The sequence below is a fragment of the Streptomyces sp. NRRL S-37 genome (genome assembly GCF_000721605.1).
In the GTDB taxonomy this organism is placed as follows: domain Bacteria; phylum Actinomycetota; class Actinomycetes; order Streptomycetales; family Streptomycetaceae; genus Streptomyces.
This window is the reverse complement of record NZ_JOIZ01000024.1, coordinates 53,233-71,460: the sequence shown is the minus strand read 5'-3', so window position 1 is coordinate 71,460 and position 18,228 is coordinate 53,233. Positions and strand designations below refer to the sequence as shown.

19 protein-coding genes are annotated in these 18,228 nt (G+C 73.0%); 9 read left to right on the top strand and 10 right to left on the bottom strand.

Going from position 1 to position 18,228, the window contains the following annotated elements; translation table 11 throughout:
* Together IH50_RS0130820 and IH50_RS0130815 are read right to left on the bottom strand one after the other, a co-directional pair.
* A partial coding sequence (locus IH50_RS0130820; protein WP_030869620.1) for a maltotransferase domain-containing protein occupies nt 1-580 on the bottom strand: 580 nt, incomplete at its 3' end.
* 73 nt (nt 581-653) lie between these two features.
* Complete coding sequence (locus tag IH50_RS0130815; protein ID WP_030869618.1) at nt 654-956, bottom strand: DUF5133 domain-containing protein; 303 nt, start codon at nt 954-956, stop codon at nt 654-656.
* Between the two features lie 352 nt (nt 957-1,308).
* Between IH50_RS0130815 and IH50_RS0130810 the strand changes: the two genes are divergently transcribed.
* Nucleotides 1,309-1,821: a hypothetical protein gene (locus IH50_RS0130810; protein ID WP_030869617.1), complete on the top strand. Its 513-nt coding sequence runs from the start codon at nt 1,309-1,311 to the stop codon at nt 1,819-1,821.
* The gene (gene glgX, locus IH50_RS0130805; protein WP_030869615.1) at nt 1,818-3,962 is read left to right on the top strand and encodes a glycogen debranching protein GlgX; all 2,145 of its coding nucleotides are present in this window, start codon (nt 1,818-1,820) and stop codon (nt 3,960-3,962) included. The genes IH50_RS0130810 and glgX overlap by 4 nt, the downstream gene beginning before the upstream one ends.
* A gap of 19 nt (nt 3,963-3,981) precedes the next feature.
* Here glgX and IH50_RS0130800 read toward each other — a convergent pair whose 3' ends face one another.
* Nucleotides 3,982-4,785 (bottom strand): VOC family protein, encoded by an 804-nt coding sequence (locus tag IH50_RS0130800; RefSeq protein ID WP_030869614.1) that lies wholly within the window; start codon nt 4,783-4,785, stop codon nt 3,982-3,984.
* A gap of 242 nt (nt 4,786-5,027) precedes the next feature.
* Here IH50_RS0130800 and IH50_RS0130795 point away from each other — a divergent pair, with 242 nt between their 5' ends.
* Nucleotides 5,028-5,354, top strand: a complete 327-nt coding sequence (locus IH50_RS0130795) for an ANTAR domain-containing protein (protein ID WP_030869604.1) — start codon at nt 5,028-5,030, stop codon at nt 5,352-5,354.
* Nucleotides 5,355-5,378: 24 nt separating this feature from the next.
* Here the strand turns inward: IH50_RS0130795 and IH50_RS0130790 are convergent, their stop codons facing one another.
* A complete protein-coding gene (locus IH50_RS0130790) occupies nt 5,379-6,176 on the bottom strand; it encodes an RNA polymerase sigma factor SigF (RefSeq protein ID WP_030869602.1) in 798 nt (265 codons plus the stop codon).
* A gap of 498 nt (nt 6,177-6,674) precedes the next feature.
* Here IH50_RS0130790 and IH50_RS0130780 point away from each other — a divergent pair, with 498 nt between their 5' ends.
* Nucleotides 6,675-7,196 (top strand): hypothetical protein, encoded by a 522-nt coding sequence (locus IH50_RS0130780; RefSeq protein WP_030869599.1) that lies wholly within the window; start codon nt 6,675-6,677, stop codon nt 7,194-7,196.
* A gap of 8 nt (nt 7,197-7,204) precedes the next feature.
* On the opposite strand, the gene hemC is transcribed toward IH50_RS0130780, so the two are convergent.
* Together hemC and IH50_RS0130770 are read right to left on the bottom strand one after the other, a co-directional pair.
* Entirely contained in the window at nt 7,205-8,140 is a 936-nt protein-coding gene (hemC, locus tag IH50_RS0130775; RefSeq protein WP_030869597.1) for a hydroxymethylbilane synthase, read from the bottom strand.
* A gap of 80 nt (nt 8,141-8,220) precedes the next feature.
* On the bottom strand, nt 8,221-8,997 hold the full coding sequence (locus tag IH50_RS0130770; RefSeq protein WP_030869594.1) for an NPP1 family protein: 777 nt from the start codon (nt 8,995-8,997) through the stop codon (nt 8,221-8,223).
* A 421-nt stretch (nt 8,998-9,418) separates the two neighbouring features.
* Here IH50_RS0130770 and IH50_RS0130765 point away from each other — a divergent pair, with 421 nt between their 5' ends.
* From IH50_RS0130765 to IH50_RS0130750, 4 genes are all read left to right on the top strand, one after another.
* Nucleotides 9,419-9,913, top strand: a complete 495-nt coding sequence (locus IH50_RS0130765; RefSeq protein WP_030869591.1) for a MarR family winged helix-turn-helix transcriptional regulator — start codon at nt 9,419-9,421, stop codon at nt 9,911-9,913.
* A 77-nt stretch (nt 9,914-9,990) separates the two neighbouring features.
* A complete protein-coding gene (locus IH50_RS0130760) occupies nt 9,991-10,371 on the top strand; it encodes a DoxX family protein (RefSeq protein ID WP_030869588.1) in 381 nt (126 codons plus the stop codon).
* The gene (locus tag IH50_RS0130755) at nt 10,368-10,826 is read left to right on the top strand and encodes a peroxiredoxin (RefSeq protein WP_030869585.1); all 459 of its coding nucleotides are present in this window, start codon (nt 10,368-10,370) and stop codon (nt 10,824-10,826) included. The genes IH50_RS0130760 and IH50_RS0130755 overlap by 4 nt, the downstream gene beginning before the upstream one ends.
* Nucleotides 10,827-10,886: 60 nt before the next feature.
* On the top strand, nt 10,887-13,208 hold the full coding sequence (locus IH50_RS0130750) for a SpoIIE family protein phosphatase (protein ID WP_030869581.1): 2,322 nt from the start codon (nt 10,887-10,889) through the stop codon (nt 13,206-13,208).
* 34 nt (nt 13,209-13,242) lie between these two features.
* On the opposite strand, the gene IH50_RS0130745 is transcribed toward IH50_RS0130750, so the two are convergent.
* Complete coding sequence (locus IH50_RS0130745) at nt 13,243-14,073, bottom strand: aldo/keto reductase (RefSeq protein WP_030869578.1); 831 nt, start codon at nt 14,071-14,073, stop codon at nt 13,243-13,245.
* A gap of 114 nt (nt 14,074-14,187) precedes the next feature.
* Here IH50_RS0130745 and IH50_RS0130740 point away from each other — a divergent pair, with 114 nt between their 5' ends.
* The gene (locus IH50_RS0130740) at nt 14,188-15,153 is read left to right on the top strand and encodes a TauD/TfdA dioxygenase family protein (RefSeq protein ID WP_030869574.1); all 966 of its coding nucleotides are present in this window, start codon (nt 14,188-14,190) and stop codon (nt 15,151-15,153) included.
* A gap of 1 nt (nt 15,154) precedes the next feature.
* Here the strand turns inward: IH50_RS0130740 and IH50_RS0130735 are convergent, their stop codons facing one another.
* The 3 genes from IH50_RS0130735 to IH50_RS0130725 form a co-directional block, all read right to left on the bottom strand.
* Nucleotides 15,155-16,660 carry a metallophosphoesterase family protein gene (locus tag IH50_RS0130735; RefSeq protein ID WP_030869572.1) on the bottom strand — a complete coding sequence of 502 codons (1,506 nt, stop codon included), beginning with the start codon at nt 16,658-16,660 and terminating at the stop codon, nt 15,155-15,157.
* 88 nt (nt 16,661-16,748) lie between these two features.
* Nucleotides 16,749-17,504 (bottom strand): dienelactone hydrolase family protein, encoded by a 756-nt coding sequence (locus IH50_RS0130730; protein WP_030869570.1) that lies wholly within the window; start codon nt 17,502-17,504, stop codon nt 16,749-16,751.
* A gap of 78 nt (nt 17,505-17,582) precedes the next feature.
* Nucleotides 17,583-18,203 (bottom strand): L-threonylcarbamoyladenylate synthase, encoded by a 621-nt coding sequence (locus IH50_RS0130725; RefSeq protein WP_030869568.1) that lies wholly within the window; start codon nt 18,201-18,203, stop codon nt 17,583-17,585.
* Nucleotides 18,204-18,228: the final 25 nt, after the last annotated feature.

Sequence of the window (18,228 nt, the reverse complement as noted above, 5' to 3'; positions counted from 1 at the left end):
CCACCAGCAGCGGCAGCGGCTCACTGCCGGTGACCAGTTCCCGCAGCGGATGCCGGGCCAGCACCGCGTCCACCTCCGGCGTCAACGCCGCCGCCAGCCTGGTGGCACAGGGCAGGGAGTCGTCCCTCAGGGTCTCGGCCGCGGCGAGGACCACGGCCCGTCCGTCGTCCCGCGGAACCCCGGTGGCCGCACGCTCGTGGAGGTCGGCGCCCTCCTCCAGCACCAGCCCGGTGTCGATGCCCGCCGGGACCTTGACGCCGGCGGTCCTGCGCCAGGTGGCCACGGGATCCCCCCACGCCTCGACGTGGTAGGTCCACCGGCCCGGGCCGTCCGCGACGACCTCAGCGCCCCACCGGTCACTGCCCGGCGCCAGCTCCCGCATCGGCGTGAACGGTCCCGGCCGCCCTTCGGGATCCCTCAGCACCACGTTGGCGGCCACCGCGTCGTGCCCCTCCCGGAACACGGTCGCCGTGACCTCGAACGTCTCGCCCACGACGGCCTTGGCCGGCCGCCTGCCGCAGTCCACGGACGGCCGGACGTCCCGTACCGGGACACGGCCGATGGTCCGGCTCGTCTTCATGGATCTGTGCACCTCCGCCGTGCTCGACGCCCGGGCGGACGCCCGGGCGTGGGACCAGACAGCGGCGGGAAGGTCACTGCCTTCCCGCCGGGGAGCGCCGCTCGACGGCCGGCGGTCCCCGTCGGACCGCGGCCGCCGTACGGGGCGTGTCGTTCTGTTCCTGCAGATAGGTGACGAGGGTGGTGCGCAGATACCGTTCGGCGGCGTCCGCCGCCTCCCGTGCGCAGCGCTTGCCCATCAGTACACAGAGCGTGTAGCCGGCGTCCTCGAAGGTGGCTCGTGCCGTGTGATCGGCCGGGGCCGCCAGCATCACGCGTTCCCAGGCCCGGTAGCGACGCAACTGCCGGGCGACTTCGGCTTTGGCGGGGAGCAGCATGGCGCCGTGCACCTTTCCGGGGCTCGATTCGAGGCGCGTTGTCCCGGCGGTCGGGCGGCGGCCGTGCGCGCGGATGCACGGACCCGTAACGGCGATCGAGGTCTTCACACATGGTGCACGGGTGATGACGCAACGTCTTGTTGGCTTTTCAATCACCGGGGGTGGCATGCCGCGGCCGTCTCCGTCCGGACGCCGCCCCGGGAGTCACGGGAGGGTGCTCGTGTTGCACGAACGGACCAACCCCCTCACCCTGAAAAGTGACTCAGAAGCGATACCCGCTCACGTTCTGTGTTCGGGGGCTCGCCCCGCGGGGGCGAGGAGGACGAGAGCTTCGCGTGAGGAGCCAACGACCATGAAGACCGCAGTGCCCTGCTACTACCACCTCGACGTGGAAGTCAGCCCCGAGAGGGTGGGACAGGTCAGCCGCATACTGGCCGCTCACCTCCGGTTCTGGGACCTGGAAAACCTGGTGGAGCCCGTCTGCGGCGGCGCCGAGATGCTGCTGCGGGCCATCGACGAGCACGCCACCGACAAGAACACCTCGATCGAGATGTGGTGGAACGGCCAGCACCTCATCACGGCCATCGGTGACAACAACCGCTCCCTGCGCCCCGACCAGGAGCTGCGCGGCTGCCTCGAGCACATCGCGGCGAGCAGCGACGGCTGGGGCTGCTGCGCCACCGAGAACGGCAGCAAGGTCATCTGGTTCTCGCAGCGCGCCCGCGCCGGCGAACGCGTCCCCCTCGTGCCGACCGCGCCCGACCCGCGCGAGAGCGAGGGCCTGGACCTCCCCCGCGAGGTGAGCGTCGCCACGCTCACCGGCCGGGTACGCCTGCCGGACGGCCTCCTGGAGGAAGTCCGGTGACCCGGCGACAGAACCGGAAAGGGGCGCCCGCCTGGAGCGGGCGCCCCTACCCGCTGGGCGCGTCCTACGACGGCGAGGGCACCAACTTCGCGCTCTTCAGCGAGGTCGCCGAACGCGTCGACCTGGTGCTGGTCGACGACGAGGGACGGCACACCACCACACGGCTCACCGAGGCCGACGGCTTCGTCCGGCACGGCTACCTCCCCGGTGTCGGCCCCGGACAGCGCTACGGCTACCGGGTGCACGGCCCCTGGGCCCCGGCGGCCGGCGACCGCTGCAACCCGGCGAAACTGCTCCTCGACCCCTACGCCACCGCGGTGGACGGCCAGATCGACAACCACCCCTCGCTGTACGAGCGCGCCCCGCACGGCCCCGACCCCGCCGACAGTGCCGGGCACACCATGCTCGGCGTGGTGACCGACCCCGCCTTCGACTGGGGCGACGACACCCGGCCCTGCCGCCCCTACTCCGACACCGTGATCTACGAGGCCCACGTCAAGGGCCTCACCCGCACCCACCCCGACGTCCCCGCCGAACTCCGGGGCACCTACGCCGGACTGGCGCACCCCGCGGTGATCGAACACCTCACCTCGCTCGGCGTCACCGCCGTCGAGCTGATGCCGGTCCACCAGTTCGTCCAGGACGGTGTGCTGCAGGGACGCGGCCTGGCCAACTACTGGGGCTACAACACCATCGGCTTCTTCGCCCCGCACAACGCCTACGCCGCCCGCGGCACCCGGGGCCAACAGGTCACCGAGTTCAAGGAGATGGTGAAGACCCTCCACGCGGCCGGACTCGAAGTCATCCTCGACGTCGTCTACAACCACACCGCCGAGGGCAACGAGAAGGGCCCCACCCTCTCCTTCCGGGGCATCGACAACGCCTCGTACTACCGCCTGGTGGACGGCGACTGGGCGCACTACTACGACACCACCGGCACCGGCAACAGCCTGCTGATGCGGCACCCCTACGTCCTCCAGCTGATCATGGACTCGCTCCGGTACTGGGTCACCGAGATGCACGTCGACGGCTTCCGCTTCGACCTCGCCGCCACCCTGGCCCGGCAGTTCCACGAGGTCGACCGGCTGTCGGCGTTCTTCGACCTCATCCAGCAGGACCCGGTGATCAGCCGCGTCAAACTGATCGCCGAACCCTGGGACGTGGGCGAGGGCGGCTACCAGGTGGGCAACTTCCCCCCGCTGTGGTCGGAGTGGAACGGCCTGTACCGGGACGCCGTACGGGACTTCTGGCGCGGCGAGGAACACAGCCTCGGCGAGTTCGCCTCCCGGCTGACCGGCTCCTCCGACCTGTACGCGCACCACGGACGCCGCCCGCGCGCCAGCGTCAACTTCGTCACCGCGCACGACGGCTTCACCCTGCGCGACCTCGTCTCGTACAACGACAAGCACAACGAGGCCAACGGCGAGGGCGACCGGGACGGCGAGAGCAACAACCGGTCCTGGAACTGCGGCGTCGAGGGCCCCACCCGCGATCCGGCCGTACGCGAACTCCGCGCCCGCCAGCAGCGCAACTTCCTCGCCACCCTGCTGCTCTCCCAGGGCATCCCGATGCTCTCCCACGGCGACGAACTGGGCCGCACCCAGCGCGGCAACAACAACGCCTACTGCCAGGACAACGAGACCAGCTGGATCGACTGGCGGCTCACCGGCGAACAGCGCGACCTGCTGGACTTCACCCGAAGGCTCATCTCGCTGCGCCTCGCCCACCCCGTGCTGCGCCGCCGCCGCTTCTTCCGGGGCGAGACCGTGCGCCACGCCGGCCAGCCGCTGCCCGACCTGGTGTGGCTGCTGCCCGACGGGCGGGAGATGACCGACGACGACTGGCGGCGCTCGGACGCCCACTCGGTCGGGGTGTTCCTCAACGGCGACGCCATCGCCGAACCCGGCCCGCGCGGCCGGCGCCTGGTCGACGACTCCTTCCTGCTGCTGCTCAACAGCCACTGGGAGCCCGCCGGATTCCGCCTGCCGCCCGTCTCCTACGGTGAGCGCTGGACGGCCCTGATCGACACCGCCGACCCGGAGGGCACCCCCGACGAAGCGGAGCACAAGGCCGGCGCCGTCCTCACCGCGGGCCCCCGCAGTCTGGTCCTGCTGTCCCGCCCGTCCCGCACGCCGAAGTGACCGGCGGGCCCGCGAGGCGTCAGCGCCCGCGGCGTGACGTCACCGTGAACTGGGCGCCCTCGTTGTCGCGGAGCACGGCCTCGTCGGCGCCCAGGGAGAGCACACTGCCGCCGTGCCGTTCCGCGGCACGGGCACAGGCGGCCACGTCCTTCACGGAGAAGTGCACCTGCCAGTGCGGCCGGACCGTGGGGTCGGGAGCCGACTCCGCCGCCCCCGACTCGATCCGCGCCACCACGTCCCCCTCGCTGCGCAGCACCACTTCCTCGCCCTCGTACTCCACCTCGACACAGCCCGGCTTGTCGGACGCCCAGTCGAAGACCCCGCCGTAGAAGATCGCGGCGTCGAAGGCGTCACGGGTGTGCAGCCGGACGAACGCGAGCTGCGCGCGGCGCCAGGTGGGCCAGTCGCTGAACAGCTCGCCCTCCCAGACCCCGAACGTCGCCCCGTCCCGGTCGGCCAGCAGCGCCGCGCGTCCGGGCGGCAGGGAGATCGGGCCGACCGCCGCGGTGCCGCCGCGCTCCTGCACCCGCCCCGCGGCCTCGTCGGCGCTGCGCACCGCGAAGTACGGCGTCCACGCCACCGCCATCTGCCACATGCCGGCGACGTCGGCGATCCCGGCCACCGGCCGGCCCTCGGACAGGGCGATGCGGAACCGGTCGCCGAGGCGCACCGGACGCCACTTCCAGCCCAGCACGGCCCCGTAGAACTCCTCGGTCGTCTGCATGTCACGGCTGGTCAGGCTCACCCAGCAGGGCGTCCCGAACACGGAGTGCGTCGAGAAGACCTGCGTCGCGCCGGCGGGGGAGGGCATGTCGTGGTTCATAACAGTCGCGTCCTGATCTCGTCGGCCCGGCAGCCACCCGGATGGCACCAGTGTCCGCCGGGTACCCCTCCGGGCGCCTGCCGAGTACCCCGGCGGCGGCACCGAAACGGTGGCCCCGCCGCCCCGGGCCGCCCCGGTGGCGCGGGGCGGCCGCAGTGGCGACGATGGATGGATCGGACACTGGGTGAAGGCACTCAAGCACTATGCGAAGGCACCACGAGAGCGGCACACCGGACCCGGAGGTGACCATGCCCACGGACGGGGGCGCCGACCGCATCCTCCAGCTGGAGGAGGAAGTCCAGCAGCTGAAGGACGCGGTCGTCTCGCACGCGGTGGTGGACCAGGCGATCGGCATGATCGTCGCGCTCGGACGGGTCTCGCCCGACCAGGGCTGGACCGTGCTGAAGGAGGTCTCCCAGCGCACGAACATCAAACTCCGCAACGTGGCCGACCTGATCCTCGTCTGGGGGCGCACCGGGCTCCTGCCGGCGGAGGTGCGGACGGTGCTGGAGGAGGTCCTGGACCGGCTCGGCCCCACCCAGATCCCGGGCGTGCCGCCGGAGGACTGACGCGTCCCGCCCGGCCCGCCCCGCTCAGCCGGCCTCGGCCTCGGCGAACAGTTCCTCGCGCAGATGGGCGAAGCAGCCGCTGAGCAGCCGGGAGACGTGCATCTGCGAGATGCCGAGCTGCCCGGCGATGTCGCTCTGCGTCATCCCCCGGAAGAACCTCAGGTAGAGGATGAGCCGCTCGCGCTCCGGCAGCGCCTCCAGACAGGGCCGCACCGCCACCCGGTCGACGACGGTGTCGTAGGCAGGATCGGGGCCGCCGATCGCGTCGCCCAGGGCGTAGCCGTCGGTGCCCGGCATCTCCGCCTCCAGCGACAGCGCGGAGAAGCACTCCAGGGCCTCCATCCCGGTGCGCACCTCGCTCTCGGTCAGCAGGGTGTGCGCGGCGATCTCGGCGACCGTGGGGGAGCGGCCCGGAGTGGTCTGCGCCAGCTCCTTCGCCGCGTGCCGCACCCGGTTGCGCAGGTCCTGGACCCGGCGCGGCACGTGCAGCGTCCACATGTGGTCGCGGAAGTGGCGCTTGATCTCGCCGGTGATCGTCGGCACGGCGTACGCCTCGAAGGCGTTGCCGCGCGCCGGGTCGTAGTGGTCCACCGCCTTGACCAGGCCGAGGGCCGCCACCTGGTACAGATCCTCCAGGGCCTCACCGCGGCCCCGGAAACGGACGGCGATGCGCTCGGCCATGGGCAGCCAGGCCATGACCAGCGCGTCGCGCAGCATCCTGCGTTCGGGCCCTTCGGGCAGCCGGGCCAGGCGCGCGAAGTCCCCCGCCGTGTCGGGGGCGTCGTCGTGGGGGTGCTGCTTCCTGGGACTGACGGTACGCATCACGCGCACCTCCCTGAGCGGGGTGCCGGATGGACAGACCCCGTGGGAAACGGCGGCTCGGACCACGACAGGCCCGCGGCCGGCGAAGCGGTTCCCACGGACGTGCCTCCTGTCCGAAGCACTGAGAATTCCCTTCCCCGTGATCAGTCGTTCCAAAACGCCTCCCGGAATTCGGCGGAGAAAATCACCGGAAAGCGCACGGTGTGGAATCGAGTGAATTCACCGTGTGAAATTCCCCGCCGTGGAGCGGGCGGCTCCGGCCCGGCCCGCCCCCGCCGGCGCGGACCGCCCGGGCGGCGCGCCGGTGATCACGGCGCCGGACGTGATGTGCGGCACGCCCCCGCCGGCCGCCGGCCGGCCGGCCGGGGGATTCCTCCAGCGCAGCGCTTGATCGACGATCAGACCGGGCGAACCGCCTGGCCACGGCGCATTCCGCTCATTTGACAGCGTGCCGAGGCCACAGATAGGAAACAGCGGACAGAAGTCGAGAGGTGCACTGTGTACGAGCCGAACGTGGTCGGGGACTGGCAGGAGTACGACGAGCATGCCGGTCTGCGGGTCCGCGTCCACCGTCTGGAATCCGGCGAACCGCCGAGAGGACGGGACGACGCCGCCGAGGGGCTGACGTACTTCAGTGTCCGCGTGACCGTCGAGAACCGTGGGGACCGGCCTTTCTCCCTTCACGTCGAGGACGGTCAGATCGACGTACGGACCGGCCCCGACGGCGAAAGCGCGTTCATCGACTGGCGCAATTCGCAGTTCATCGAGGGATTCGACGTCTATCCGCTGCGCCGCGCCACCGCCGTCCTCTACGCGGCCGGTCCCGAGGCGGCTCTGAGCCAGGTCGACGTCCAGGTCCAGCTGCGCGTCGACGAGGAGTGGGCCGGGCGCCGGCTGTGGGCGGGCGGCATCGGCGTGCACGAGGGGTCCGCGGGAGCGCCCGCGGGCGCGTGCCGGGAGAGCCTCGCCCAGCAGGTGAGCGTCTTCCTGCGGGAACAGGCGGAGGAAGGCACCGCCTGAGCGTCGCGTCAGTGCGGGATGCCGTCGATGATCTCGCGGGCTCCCTGACGCAGCAGCGCCACGGCGACCGAGGTGCCGAGCGTGGCCGGGTCGAGCCGCCCCGCCCATTCGTGCGCGTTCAGCCGGGTCTTGCCGTCCGGGGTGAAGACACACGCCCGCAGGGACAGTTCGCCGCCGCGGTCCACCCGCGCGTAGCCGGCGATCGGGCTGTTGCAGTGCCCCTGCAGCACGTGCAGGAACATGCGTTCGGCGGCGGCCTCGCGATGGGTGTCCGGGTGACCGAGGGCGCCGACCGTGTCGATCAGGGCGGTGTCGCCCTCACGGCACTGCAGCGCGAGGATGCCCGCGCCGATGGGCGGCATCATGGCCTCGGGGGAGAGCACCTCGCTGATCACGCCGGCGCGGCCGATGCGCTCCAGGCCGGAGACCGCGAGCAGCAGGGCGTCCACCTCCCCGGCGGCGAGCTTCGCCAGCCGCCGGTTGGCGTTGCCGCGCAGCGGCACGCACCGCAGATGCGGGTGGGTGGCGGCCAGTTGGGCGACCCGGCGCACCGAGGAGGTGCCGATCCGGGTGCCGGGCGCGAGTTCGTCGAGGGTGAGGCCGTCCGGGTGCACGAGGGCGTCACGGATGTCGTCCCGCTCCAGGAACGCGGCGAACACCGTGCCCGCCGGGAGCGGCCGGTCGGCGGGCACGTCCTTGACGCAGTGCACGGCGAGGTCCGCCGCACCGGCGAGCAGCGCGGCGTCCACCTCCTTGGTGAACGCGCCCTTGCCCTCCACCGCCGACAGGTCGCCGAGCCACTTGTCCCCGGTGGTCTTCACCGGTACGACCTCGGTGCGCACACCGGGACGGGCGGCGGCCAGCTCGGCCCGGACGCGTTCCACCTGGGCGAGCGCCATGGGTGAGTCGCGGGAGACGATACGGATCAGTTCGGGGGCGGACATGCCGACACCATAGACCCTCGAAGGGGCCTGCCCGTGCCGGGACGCCGAACGGCGTCCCGGCGTCAACGAGCCGTGTGCGGTCAGGTGTTCGGGTCGAAGGGGATGCCGGAGGGCTTGGCCGCGGCGAGGTGGGAGGTGAAGCTGCCGTCCTTCAGGCCGAAGTGGGCGCTGCCGAAGTCGTACGAGCTGAGCTTCTCGCGCAGCCCCGCCGGGTAGCCGTTCCAGCCGACCAGCGGAGGGTACTGCCAGCTGCCCCGGTGGTTCTCCGGCGGTTCGTCGCCCGGGCCCGCGAGGCGGAAGCAGTGGGTGCTGATGCCGTCCTTGTGGTAGACGATCTTCGCGTGCGTGCCGTCGAAACGGACCGCCGAGCGGGCGTGGACCGTGAAGGACCCGTGGTTGGACGTGGAGACGTACTGGACGGTGTTGTTCTGTACCCACACCACGACGTGCTCCCAGTCGTGGCGGTGTCCCCCGAGGCTGACGCCCGGCAGGGCCTGGTCCTTCTCGAAGTACAGGCCGTAGAGGACGGCGCACCAGCCGTTGTTGCACTTCGAGCGGGAGTAGCTGTTGGTGGTGTCCAGGTCAGAGGCGTCACGGCAGTTGCCGTTGAGGGCGCCAGTCGGGTTGAGGCCGGGGTTGACGGTGCCGTCCGGGCCGATCGCGGCCGTCGGGTAGCAGCCGTCGGTGTCGTAGTCGAAGGCCGGCTGGTACGTCCGGTCCAGGGCGTCGGCGTTGGCCGGCAGGGCGGGAGGGGGCGCGGCGAAGGCGGTGGCGGGGAAGGCGATGACGAGCGCGGCCGCGCCGGCCAGGCCGGTCAGCCATCTCCTGCGGTGCGTTCGGGGCGTGCTCGACGGCACTGCGTTCTCCTCATGGTCCGGGCGCAGCCAACGGCTGTGGGGGGATGGGGAGTTCAGCATTCCGGCTGGACGTATACATGCCAAGAGGATGCGGGCGTACCGCTGGTGAAGCGCGGCCCAACAATCACCGCGCCGGGTCCCGGATCGCGCCGGGGTGCCGGTCACCGCCTCCTCGGGTACGGCAGGGGCGGCGCGCCCTCCCGGGCGTGGAGACCGTGACGGACCCCGCCGGCCGGGAGGGTGCGGGTCCGGTGCCGGAAGCGGCGGCCGGCGAGGCGGGTCGGGGGTGCCGGCCGTGATCCCCTGCCCGGGTCGGGCGTGTGAGGCTGCCGTGCTGTCCTGGCGGGGGAGCCGCCGACCGCCGGCCGCGCGGGTGCGGGCGATTGATTGAGTTACGCAATGAGATGGTAAAGTGCGGTACATGTCCACCCCCGACGTCCCCGCCCCTGCGGAAGTGGCCGAGATCGAGCGCGCGCTCCACCGCCTCACCTACCTGAGTACGCGCGCACGTCAGCACGAGCGGCTGATGGCCCTGGCGGGCGTGCCGCTGGACCGGGCCGCCGTCGCGCTGCTGCGGCAGATGGCGGACACCGAGCCGATGCGGCCGGGGGAGCTGGCCGCCCGGCTGGGCGTGGAGGCCTCGCACGTCACCCGTACGGTGCAGCAGTTGCAGAAGTCCGGCCACGTCACCCGCGTCCCGGACCCCGACGACCGCCGCGCCCAGCGCATCGAGCTCACTGAGGCCGGCCGGGAGGCCATCGCCCGGATCCGGGAGGCGGGGGTCCGCGGCATGCGGGTGGCCCTGGCCGACTGGTCGCCCGACGATCTGCGGCAGCTCGCCACCCTCTTCCACCGCATGGTCGACGACTTCCTCGCCCACGCCGCCGAGGAGCCGGAAGCCGCCCGCAGCGCCTGACGGTGGACCCCGGGGCCGGTGCCGCACGGTACTTACCGTCCGGTAATATCGCGCGGCAGGCCATCAGAGGAGGAACCGTGTCCCGGTCCGAACGCTCGCCCCTGCTGCTCGCCGGCCTGCTGGCCGCCGCGGGCACCGCCCACTTCGCCGCCCCCCGCCAGTTCGATCACATCGTGCCGTGCTCCCTGCCCGGCTCGCCCCGGACCTGGACCCACGTCAGCGGCGCCGTCGAACTCGCGCTGGCCGCCGGGCTGGCGCTGCCCCGCACCCGCAAGGCCGCCGCGCTGGCCTCGGCGGCCTTCTTCGTCGGCGTGTTCCCCGCCAATGTGAAGATGGCCGTCGACTGGCGGCACCGCCCCGCCCCGCAGCGGGCCGCGGCCCTCGGCCGGCTGCCCCTGCAGGTGCCGCTGGTGCTGTGGGCGCGCGGCGTCGCCAAGGGCGCGGAGGGCCGGTCGTGAGCGGACGGGTGGAGAAGGGCGGCACGGCCCCGGACTTCGCGCTCCCGGACGAGACCGGTACCGTCCGCCGGCTCTCGGAGCTGCTCACCGAGGGGCCGGTGGTGCTGTTCTTCTACCCGGCCGCGCTCAGCCCCGGCTGCACCGCGCAGGCCTGCCACTTCCGCGACCTCGCCGCCGAATTCGCGGCGGTGGGCGCGCGACCGGTGGGCATCAGCGGGGACGCCGTCGAACGGCAGGCGGAGTTCGCCGGGCGGCACTCCCTCGGCATGCCCCTGCTGTCCGACGCCGACGGCACGGTCCGTGAGCGGTTCGGGGTGAAGCGGGGGATCGCCCTGGCGCCGACGAAACGGGCCACCTTCGTCATCGGCCGGGACCGCACCGTCCTGGAGGTGGTGCGCAGCGAACTGCGGATGAACACCCACGCGGACCGGGCACTCGCCGCGCTCCGCGCGTAGCACGGCCCCGGGCGGACCGTCGCGGTTGATGCGGGGACGTAATGGGATGATCCTGGACGAATGGATGACGCCTCCGCCGCGATGGTCGTCGATGCCCGTGGCATCGTGACGGGGTGGAGCGAGGGCGCCCGGCGGTTGACCGGACACCCGGCCGAGGAGGCCGTGGGACGGGCCGTACGGGCGCTGCTCGCCGAGGACACGCCGTCCGGCACCGCGCCCCTCCTCTCGGGCCCGGTCACGCTGCGTCACCGCGACGGCCGCCCCGTACCGGCCCGGCTCACGGTCCGGCCCCTGCTGGACGCCCGGGGCGCCCCGACCGGGCACCTGATCACCGCCGAGCCGCCCGACGCGGCGCGGACCCCGCTGGCCGCGTGGGCGTTCCAGCAGGCGTCCCTGGCGATCTCGGTCGTCGGCCCCGACCTGCGCTACCTCCTGGTCAACGACACCGCCTGCCGGCTGCTGGGCGAGTCGCAGGAGAACCTCGTCGGACGGTCCTGCCTGGACACCATGGAGGACGACGAGTACACCCGCGGCCTGGACCGGCATCTGCGCCGGGTCACCGGGACGGGCGAGCCGCTGCAGTACGAGGTCTACGCCCAGGCGCCCTCCCAGCCCCGCCCGCGCACCTGGAACATGGAGATGTGGCCGGTCGCCGGGCCCTCCGGCGAGCCGCTGGGCGCCGCCCTCGCGGCGTTCGACACCACCGAGCAGCACCGGGCCCGGCAGCGGCTGGCCCTGCTGAACGAGGCCGCGACCGCCATCGGCACCACCCTGGACGTCGTCCGCACCGCCGAGGAGCTCGTGGCGCTCATGGTCCCGGCGGTCGCCGACTTCGCCGCCGTCGACCTGCACGACTGGGTCCTCGGCGCCGACGAGCCCCCGGTCCGGCCGGACACCGGGGTCGTGCTGCGCCGGGTGGCGCACGGCTCCGCCGCCGAGGGCTCCCCCGAGGCGGTCGTGCGCCTCGGCCAGACGGACGTCTACCCGCCCTTCTCCCCGCCCGCGCGGGCGCTGCGCGAGTGCAGGGCGGTCCTCGCCCGCGCCGGCGAGCCGGACTTCGACCGGTGGATGACGGTGCGCGGCGTCCCCGCGCACGTCGCCGACGTCCACTCGCTGCTGGCCGTGCCGCTGCGCGCCCGGGGCGTCGTCCTCGGCGTCGCGGTGGCCGTCCGCAACCTCCACCCCGAAGGGTACGCCGACGACGACACCGCGCTCGCCGAGGAACTCGCCAGCCGCGCCGCCGTCTGTGTCGACAACGCCCGCCGCTTCGCCCGCGAACGCGCCACCGCGCTGGCCCTCCAGCACAGCCTGCTGCCGAGAGGGCTGCCCGGACAGGCCGCCGTCGAGGTCGCCCACCGCTATCTGCCCTCCGCGTCGGCGGCCGGCATCGGCGGCGACTGGTTCGACGTCATCCCGCTGTCCGGCAGCCGGGTCGCCCTGGTCGTGGGGGACGTCGTCGGCCACGGCATCCCCTCCACGGCCACCATGGGCCGGCTGTGCACGGCCGTGCGCACCCTCGCCGACGTGGACCTCCCGCCCGACGAACTCCTCACCCACCTCGACGACCTGGTCATCCACCTCGCCGCCGACGACCGCGAGGACGTCGGCGAGCTGGGCTCCACCTGCCTGTACGCCGTCTACGACCCCGTCTCCCGCCGCCTGACCGTGGCGGCCGCCGGGCACCCCGCGCCCGCCCTCCTGCTGCCCGACGGGACGTGCCGGCTCATCCACGTGAACGCGGGGCCCCCGCTGGGCGTCGGAGGGCTGCCGTTCGAGGCGACGGAGCTCCAGCTGCCCGAGGGCGCCGTCGTCGCCCTCTACACCGACGGTCTGATCGAGGGCCGCGACCGTGACATCGACCGCGCCACCGAGGCGTTGTGCCGCGCCCTGGCGGCGCCCGCCGACTCGCTGGAGTCCCTGTGCGACGGCGTGCTGAAGGACGTACTGCCCGAGGAGCCCGGCGACGACGTGGCGCTGCTCCTGGCCCGCACCCGGGCCCTGGGCGCCGATCAGGTCGCCACGAGGGACGTGCTGCCGGACCCCGAGGAGGTGGCCGCCGCCCGGGAGTGGGCCGGCGAACGGCTGGCCGCGTGGGGGCTGGACGAGATCGCCTTCGTCACCGAGCTCGTCGTCAGCGAACTGGTCACCAACGCCATCCGGTACGGCGTGCCGCCCATCCGGCTACGGCTGATCCGCGACCGCACCCTGATCTGCGAGGTCGCCGACGCCAGCTCCACCTCACCGCATCTGCGCCGCGCCCACGCCTACGACGAGGGCGGACGCGGACTGCTGCTGGTGGCCCAGCTCACCCAGCGCTGGGGCAGCCGCCAGACGGACGGCGGCAAGACGATCTGGGCGGAGCAGCCGCTGCCGCAGCCGTGATCCGCCGCCCGGTCCCCGTCGGCCCCGGCCCGGGTCAGAACTCCTCGTGCGCCTCCGGGTCCCCGCCGATCCGCCGGTGGGCGCGGTCGGCGATGGTGCGCATCTGGGCGGCGTCCAGTTCGAAGCCGAAGACGTCGAGGTTCGCGCGCTGCCGCCCGGGGTCGGAGGACTTGGGCACGGGGAGCGCGCCCAGCTGGACGTGCCAGCGCAGCACCGCCTGGGCCGGCGTCACCCCGTGCGCCTCGGCGACGGCGGCCACGGCCAGGTCGTCCAGGAGCGTCGAGCCACGGCCGAGCGGGCTCCAGCTCTCGGTCAGCACGCCCTTGCCGGCGTGGTACGCGCGCAGTTCCTCCTGCGGGAAGAAGGGGTGCAGCTCCACCTGGTTGACCGAGGGCAGCACTCCGGTCTCCTTCTCCAGCCGCTCGATGTGGGCGGGCGTGAAGTTGGAGACGCCGATGGACCGGACGAGCCCGTCCTGACGCAACTTGACCATGGCCTTCCAGGAGTCGACGTACTTGTCGACGCGGGGGAGCGGCCAGTGGATCAGGTAGAGGTCGACGTACTCCAGGCCGAGCCGGGCGCGGGACTCCTCGAAGGAGGCGAGGGTCTCCTCGTAGCCGTGGTGCCGGCCCGGGAGCTTCGTCGTCACGACGACCTCCTCGCGCGGGATTCCGGACCGGGCCACGGCACGGCCGACACCGGTCTCGTTGCGGTAGTTGGCCGCCGTGTCGACGAGGCGGTAGCCCATCCGCAGGGCCTCGGCCACCGACCGCTCCGCCTCGGCGTCGTCCATCGGCCAGGTGCCCAGGCCCAGGGCGGGGATCGTGGTGCCGTCGTTGAGGGTGTGGCTCGGGATGCTGCTCACCAGGGTGCCTTCCCGTCGGGGGATGTCGTCCTCCCAGCGTCGGGGACGAGGGGGTCAATGATCAACCGGAGGGGTAGGCAGACCGGTGCGGACAGCCGACGGAGCGGAGAACGCATGACGACGCACAGGGACGGCACGGGGGAGGGCACGGCGGTGGAGGTGCGCCCGGTGGCCGGGCACATCGGGGCCGAGATCACCGGTGTCGACCTCACCGGTGACCTCGACGACGCCGTGACCGCCGCCATCAGGGCGGCGGTGCTGCGCTGGAAGGTGGTGTTCTTCCGCGGCCAGCGCCTCGACCACGCCGGACACGTGGCGCTGGCCCGCCGCTTCGGCGAACCGGTCGTGCTGCCCCGGCGCGGCAAGGCCTCCCCGCCCGGCTTCCCCGAGATCGAGACCACCGCCGACCGGCTGGAGCTCGGCGGACGCTTCGGCATGGAGCACGACGAGTGGCTGCGGCGCCGCCGCCACACCCTGCTGCGCGGCTGGCACTGCGACCACGGCGCCCGCGTCGACCCGCCCGCCGCGACGATCCTGCGCGCCGAGACCGTCCCGCCCTACGGCGGCGACACCACCTGGTCGAACCTGGCCGCGGCGTACGCCGGACTCTCCGCCCCGGTGCGGGAGTTCGCCGACCGGCTGCGCGCCGAGCACCGGCTGGGGGTCGGCTACCAGGCCCGCCCCGGCGACGACGCCTACCTGCGCCATCTGCTGGAGCACCAGACCGCCTCGGAGCACCCCCTGGTGCGCGTCCACCCGGAGACCGGGGAGCGGGTGCTGTTCGTCAACGGCTACTACGTCGAGCAGATCACCGGCCTGTCCCGCCCCGAGAGCACGGCCGTCCTCCAGATGCTCCTGGAGCAGGCCACCCGGCCCGAGTACACCGTGCGGTTCCGCTGGGAGCCGGGCAGCGTGGCCTTCTGGGACAACCGGGCCACCATCCACCTGGCCCCGGGTGACACCGCCCACCTCGACCACCCGCGGATCATGCACCGGGTGATGCTCGCCGGTGACGTGCCCGTCGGCGTGGACGGCCGGCCCTCGCAGCCCCTCGCCGGTACCGCTCCGGGCCGCTGGTAGCTCACGTCAGCGGGATGGTCACCTCGTCCTCGACCGGCGGGGCGACCTCCTGCGCGCGGTGGCCGGTGGCCGCGTGACAGCGCAGCCGGATCGCCTCCGGGCTCACGTCCAGCCGCAGGAAGCACTTGAAGAACGGCGGGCTGTAGGTGGCCGACCCCGGTGAGAACAGCGACGTGTAGGCCTTGCGCACGGGCAGCCGCAGCCGCTTGCGCCGGTCGGGCCGGCGGCCGGTGCCGAGCAGCCCGGCGACCAGCCGCGTCCGGCAGGTGACCCGGGCCGGCGCGCCGGGCGCACGGGTGGGTCCGATGCCGAGGCGTTCGGCGATCACGGCCATCGCCTCGGCGTCGGTGAGGGTGAGGAGACGGCGCAGCCGCAGCCGGCGCCCGTAGAGCGCGCTGTAGAAGGCGAGGGAGTCGCCGCGCAGCGGATAGCAGCGGAAGTCCCGCTCGGTGACACCGGCGACGTCCACCCGGGGGATGGTGTGGGTGGCGTGCGTGAACGCCCCGCCGCCGCCCGCCACCACGTACTGCAGGGTGCGGCCGTCGTCCAGCCGTACCGGGTAGCGCTGGTAGTTGTGGATGTCGCCGCCGATCGCGGCCACGTAGTGGTGCGCCGGGTCGCGGACGATGTCGTCGACGGTGCCGCCGCCCTCGATCGGGCACGGGTGATACTCGCCGTCCACGTACAGGGGCGAGCCCGTGACGAGGATCTTCGGGCGCGGACCGCGGGAGACCTCGCGCAGCCACGCGCCCTGCTCGGCGTCGACCGTGCCCAGCAGCCCCGTGTCGATGCCGACGATCCGCACCGGCCCGGCGTCGACCGCCCAGTACGGCCCCGGCTGCACGGCCTGCTGCCCGGGCGCGGACCGCAGCTTCCGTGCCTCGTCCAGGCGCCCGCCGTCCCCGGCGCGCGGCCGGTGCCACAGCAGGGAGCGCAGCCAGGCGCGGGTGAGCGGGCGCGGCCGGGGCGCGGGCGGCAGCGGCGGGGCGTCGTCGCAGAAGACGCGCATGAACCCGCCGAGGTCCTCGTACCAGTCGTGGTTGCCCGGTATCGCGTAGACCGGGGCTTGGTAGTCCCGGTACGGGCGGAAGAACTTGGTGCCGTAGTCGTCGGCGCTGCCCACCGGGTAGATCACATCACTGGCGAGCACGGCGAAGGCGGTGTCCCGGCCCTCCTGGAGCAGCCCGGGCACCACCGCGTACTGGGGCTCGCCGCCCTCACCCGTGTCGCCGATCACCAGGAACGAGAACCGGTCCGGATCGTCACGCCGGATCACCTTGTCGGCGGGGGCGCCGGCCGCCTCCCGCCGGGCCACCCAGCGGGCGCGGGTGTCTCCCGTGGGGTCACCGAACCAGGAGGCCAGGACCCCGTTGCGGGCGGCCCACAGCATGCGCGGGTCGAGCCAGGAGATCTTCTCGGCCCGGTGCGGCATCAGCCGCCGGTACGTACCGTGCTCGGCGGCGCCCCAGCCGGCGCCCTCGGCGGTATCACGTGAGGATTCGGACACCAGTGCACCGTAACAACGGTGCGGCGGACGTCCGGAGAGCGGGGTGCCACCGAATCCCCTTCGTACGGAACCGAGTTGGGGGCAGTGGTCAGAAGGTGCGCGCCAACAGGCCGAGCAGCGCCGCCCAGTGACGCTCGTCCGCCTCCTTGTCGTACGCCGCCGTGTCGGACTGGGTGTAGCCGTGCGGCGCCCCGGTGTACACCTCGCAGCGGTGCCGGACACCGGCTTCCGTCAGCGCCCGCTCCAGCCGCTCGATCTGCTCCTCGGGCAGCGAGTGGTCCTGGTCGGCGTGGCCGAAGTACACCTCGGCGGTGATCCGGCCGGCCGCCAGGTGCGGACTGTCCGGCGCGTCCGTCGCCAGCCGGCCGCCGTGGAACCCGGCCGCGGCCGCCACCCGCTCCGGGTAGGTCCCGGCCGTGCGCAGCGACAGGGCCGCGCCCATGCAGTAACCGGTCACCGCCACCGGGCCGTCCGCCACCGCCGGGCACGCCGCGAGCCACCGCAGATACGCGTCGGCGTCCCGCATCGCCCGCTCGGGCGTCAGCTCCCGCATGACCGGCCCGAGCCGCTCGAAGAGCTCCGGCCGCGCCCCCGGGTCGATGAACTCGGGCAGCTCGAGCACCGGGGCGCGTCCGTGCCGGTGGAACAGGTTCGGCACCAGGACCGTGTAACCGGCCGCCGCCAGCCGGTCCGCCATCTCCCGCAGCCGCGGCCGCACACCGAAGGCGTCCATGTAGAGCAGCACCCCCGGCCGGGGACCCCCGTCGGCGGGATGCGTCAGATACGCGTCGGCGGTGCCGTCCCCGGTGGGGATGTCGACGGTCGTTCCCTGTACGGCGGTCATGATGATGCTGCCTCTCGACGGGTGTGGATCACCCCCATCGTCACACGGCCGCCGTACGCGCCGGACGGCCCGGTTCCCTCACTCGAACCGGGTGACGTCGCCCGCGCCCCGGCGTACGATCTCCGCCTCGCCGCCCGAGAAGTCGATCACCGTGGTCGGCTCGGTGCCGCAGTCGCCGGAGTCGAGCACCGCGTCCACCTGGTGGTCGAGCAGGTCCTTGATCTCCCAGCCCTGGGTCATCGGCTCGTCCTCGCCGGGCAGCAGCAGGGTGCTGGACAGCAGGGGCTCACCGAGCTCCGCCAGCAGGGCCTGGGTGACCACGTGGTCCGGGATGCGCACACCGACCGTCTTCTTCTTGGGGTGCATCAGCATCCGCGGCACCTCCTTCGTCGCGGGCAGGATGAACGTGTAACTGCCCGGGGTCGACGCCTTCACCGCGCGGAACACGTCGTTGTCGATCCGTACGAACTGGCCGAGCTGCGCGAAGTCCCGGCACATCAGGGTGAAGTGGTGCCGGTCGTCCAGCTTGCGGATCGTACGGATCCGGTCGATGCCCGAGCGGCTGCCCAGACGGCAGCCGAGTGCGTAGCAGGAGTCCGTGGGATACGCGATCAGGGCGTCGGAGCGGATGCTCTCGGCGACCTGCGCGATGGTGCGCGGCTGGGGGTTGTCGGGGTGCACGTCGAAGTACTTCGCCATTCACCGAGCTTATGCCGCCCGCGCG

Excerpts from the sequence above, each read along its gene's own strand:
- IH50_RS0130815 (WP_030869618.1), bottom strand. The coding sequence starts at position 956 with ATGCTGCTCCCCGCCAAAGCCGAAGTCGCCCGGCAGTTGCGTCGCTAC.
- IH50_RS0130810 (WP_030869617.1), top strand. The coding sequence starts at position 1,309 with ATGAAGACCGCAGTGCCCTGCTACTACCACCTCGACGTGGAAGTCAGC.
- IH50_RS0130800 (WP_030869614.1), bottom strand. The coding sequence starts at position 4,785 with ATGAACCACGACATGCCCTCCCCCGCCGGCGCGACGCAGGTCTTCTCG.
- IH50_RS0130790 (WP_030869602.1), bottom strand. The coding sequence starts at position 6,176 with ATGCGTACCGTCAGTCCCAGGAAGCAGCACCCCCACGACGACGCCCCC.
- hemC (WP_030869597.1), bottom strand. The coding sequence starts at position 8,140 with ATGTCCGCCCCCGAACTGATCCGTATCGTCTCCCGCGACTCACCCATG.
- IH50_RS0130765 (WP_030869591.1), top strand. The coding sequence starts at position 9,419 with ATGTCCACCCCCGACGTCCCCGCCCCTGCGGAAGTGGCCGAGATCGAG.
- IH50_RS0130750 (WP_030869581.1), top strand. The coding sequence starts at position 10,887 with ATGGATGACGCCTCCGCCGCGATGGTCGTCGATGCCCGTGGCATCGTG.
- IH50_RS0130740 (WP_030869574.1), top strand. The coding sequence starts at position 14,188 with ATGACGACGCACAGGGACGGCACGGGGGAGGGCACGGCGGTGGAGGTG.
- IH50_RS0130730 (WP_030869570.1), bottom strand. The coding sequence starts at position 17,504 with ATGACCGCCGTACAGGGAACGACCGTCGACATCCCCACCGGGGACGGC.
- IH50_RS0130725 (WP_030869568.1), bottom strand. The coding sequence starts at position 18,203 with ATGGCGAAGTACTTCGACGTGCACCCCGACAACCCCCAGCCGCGCACC.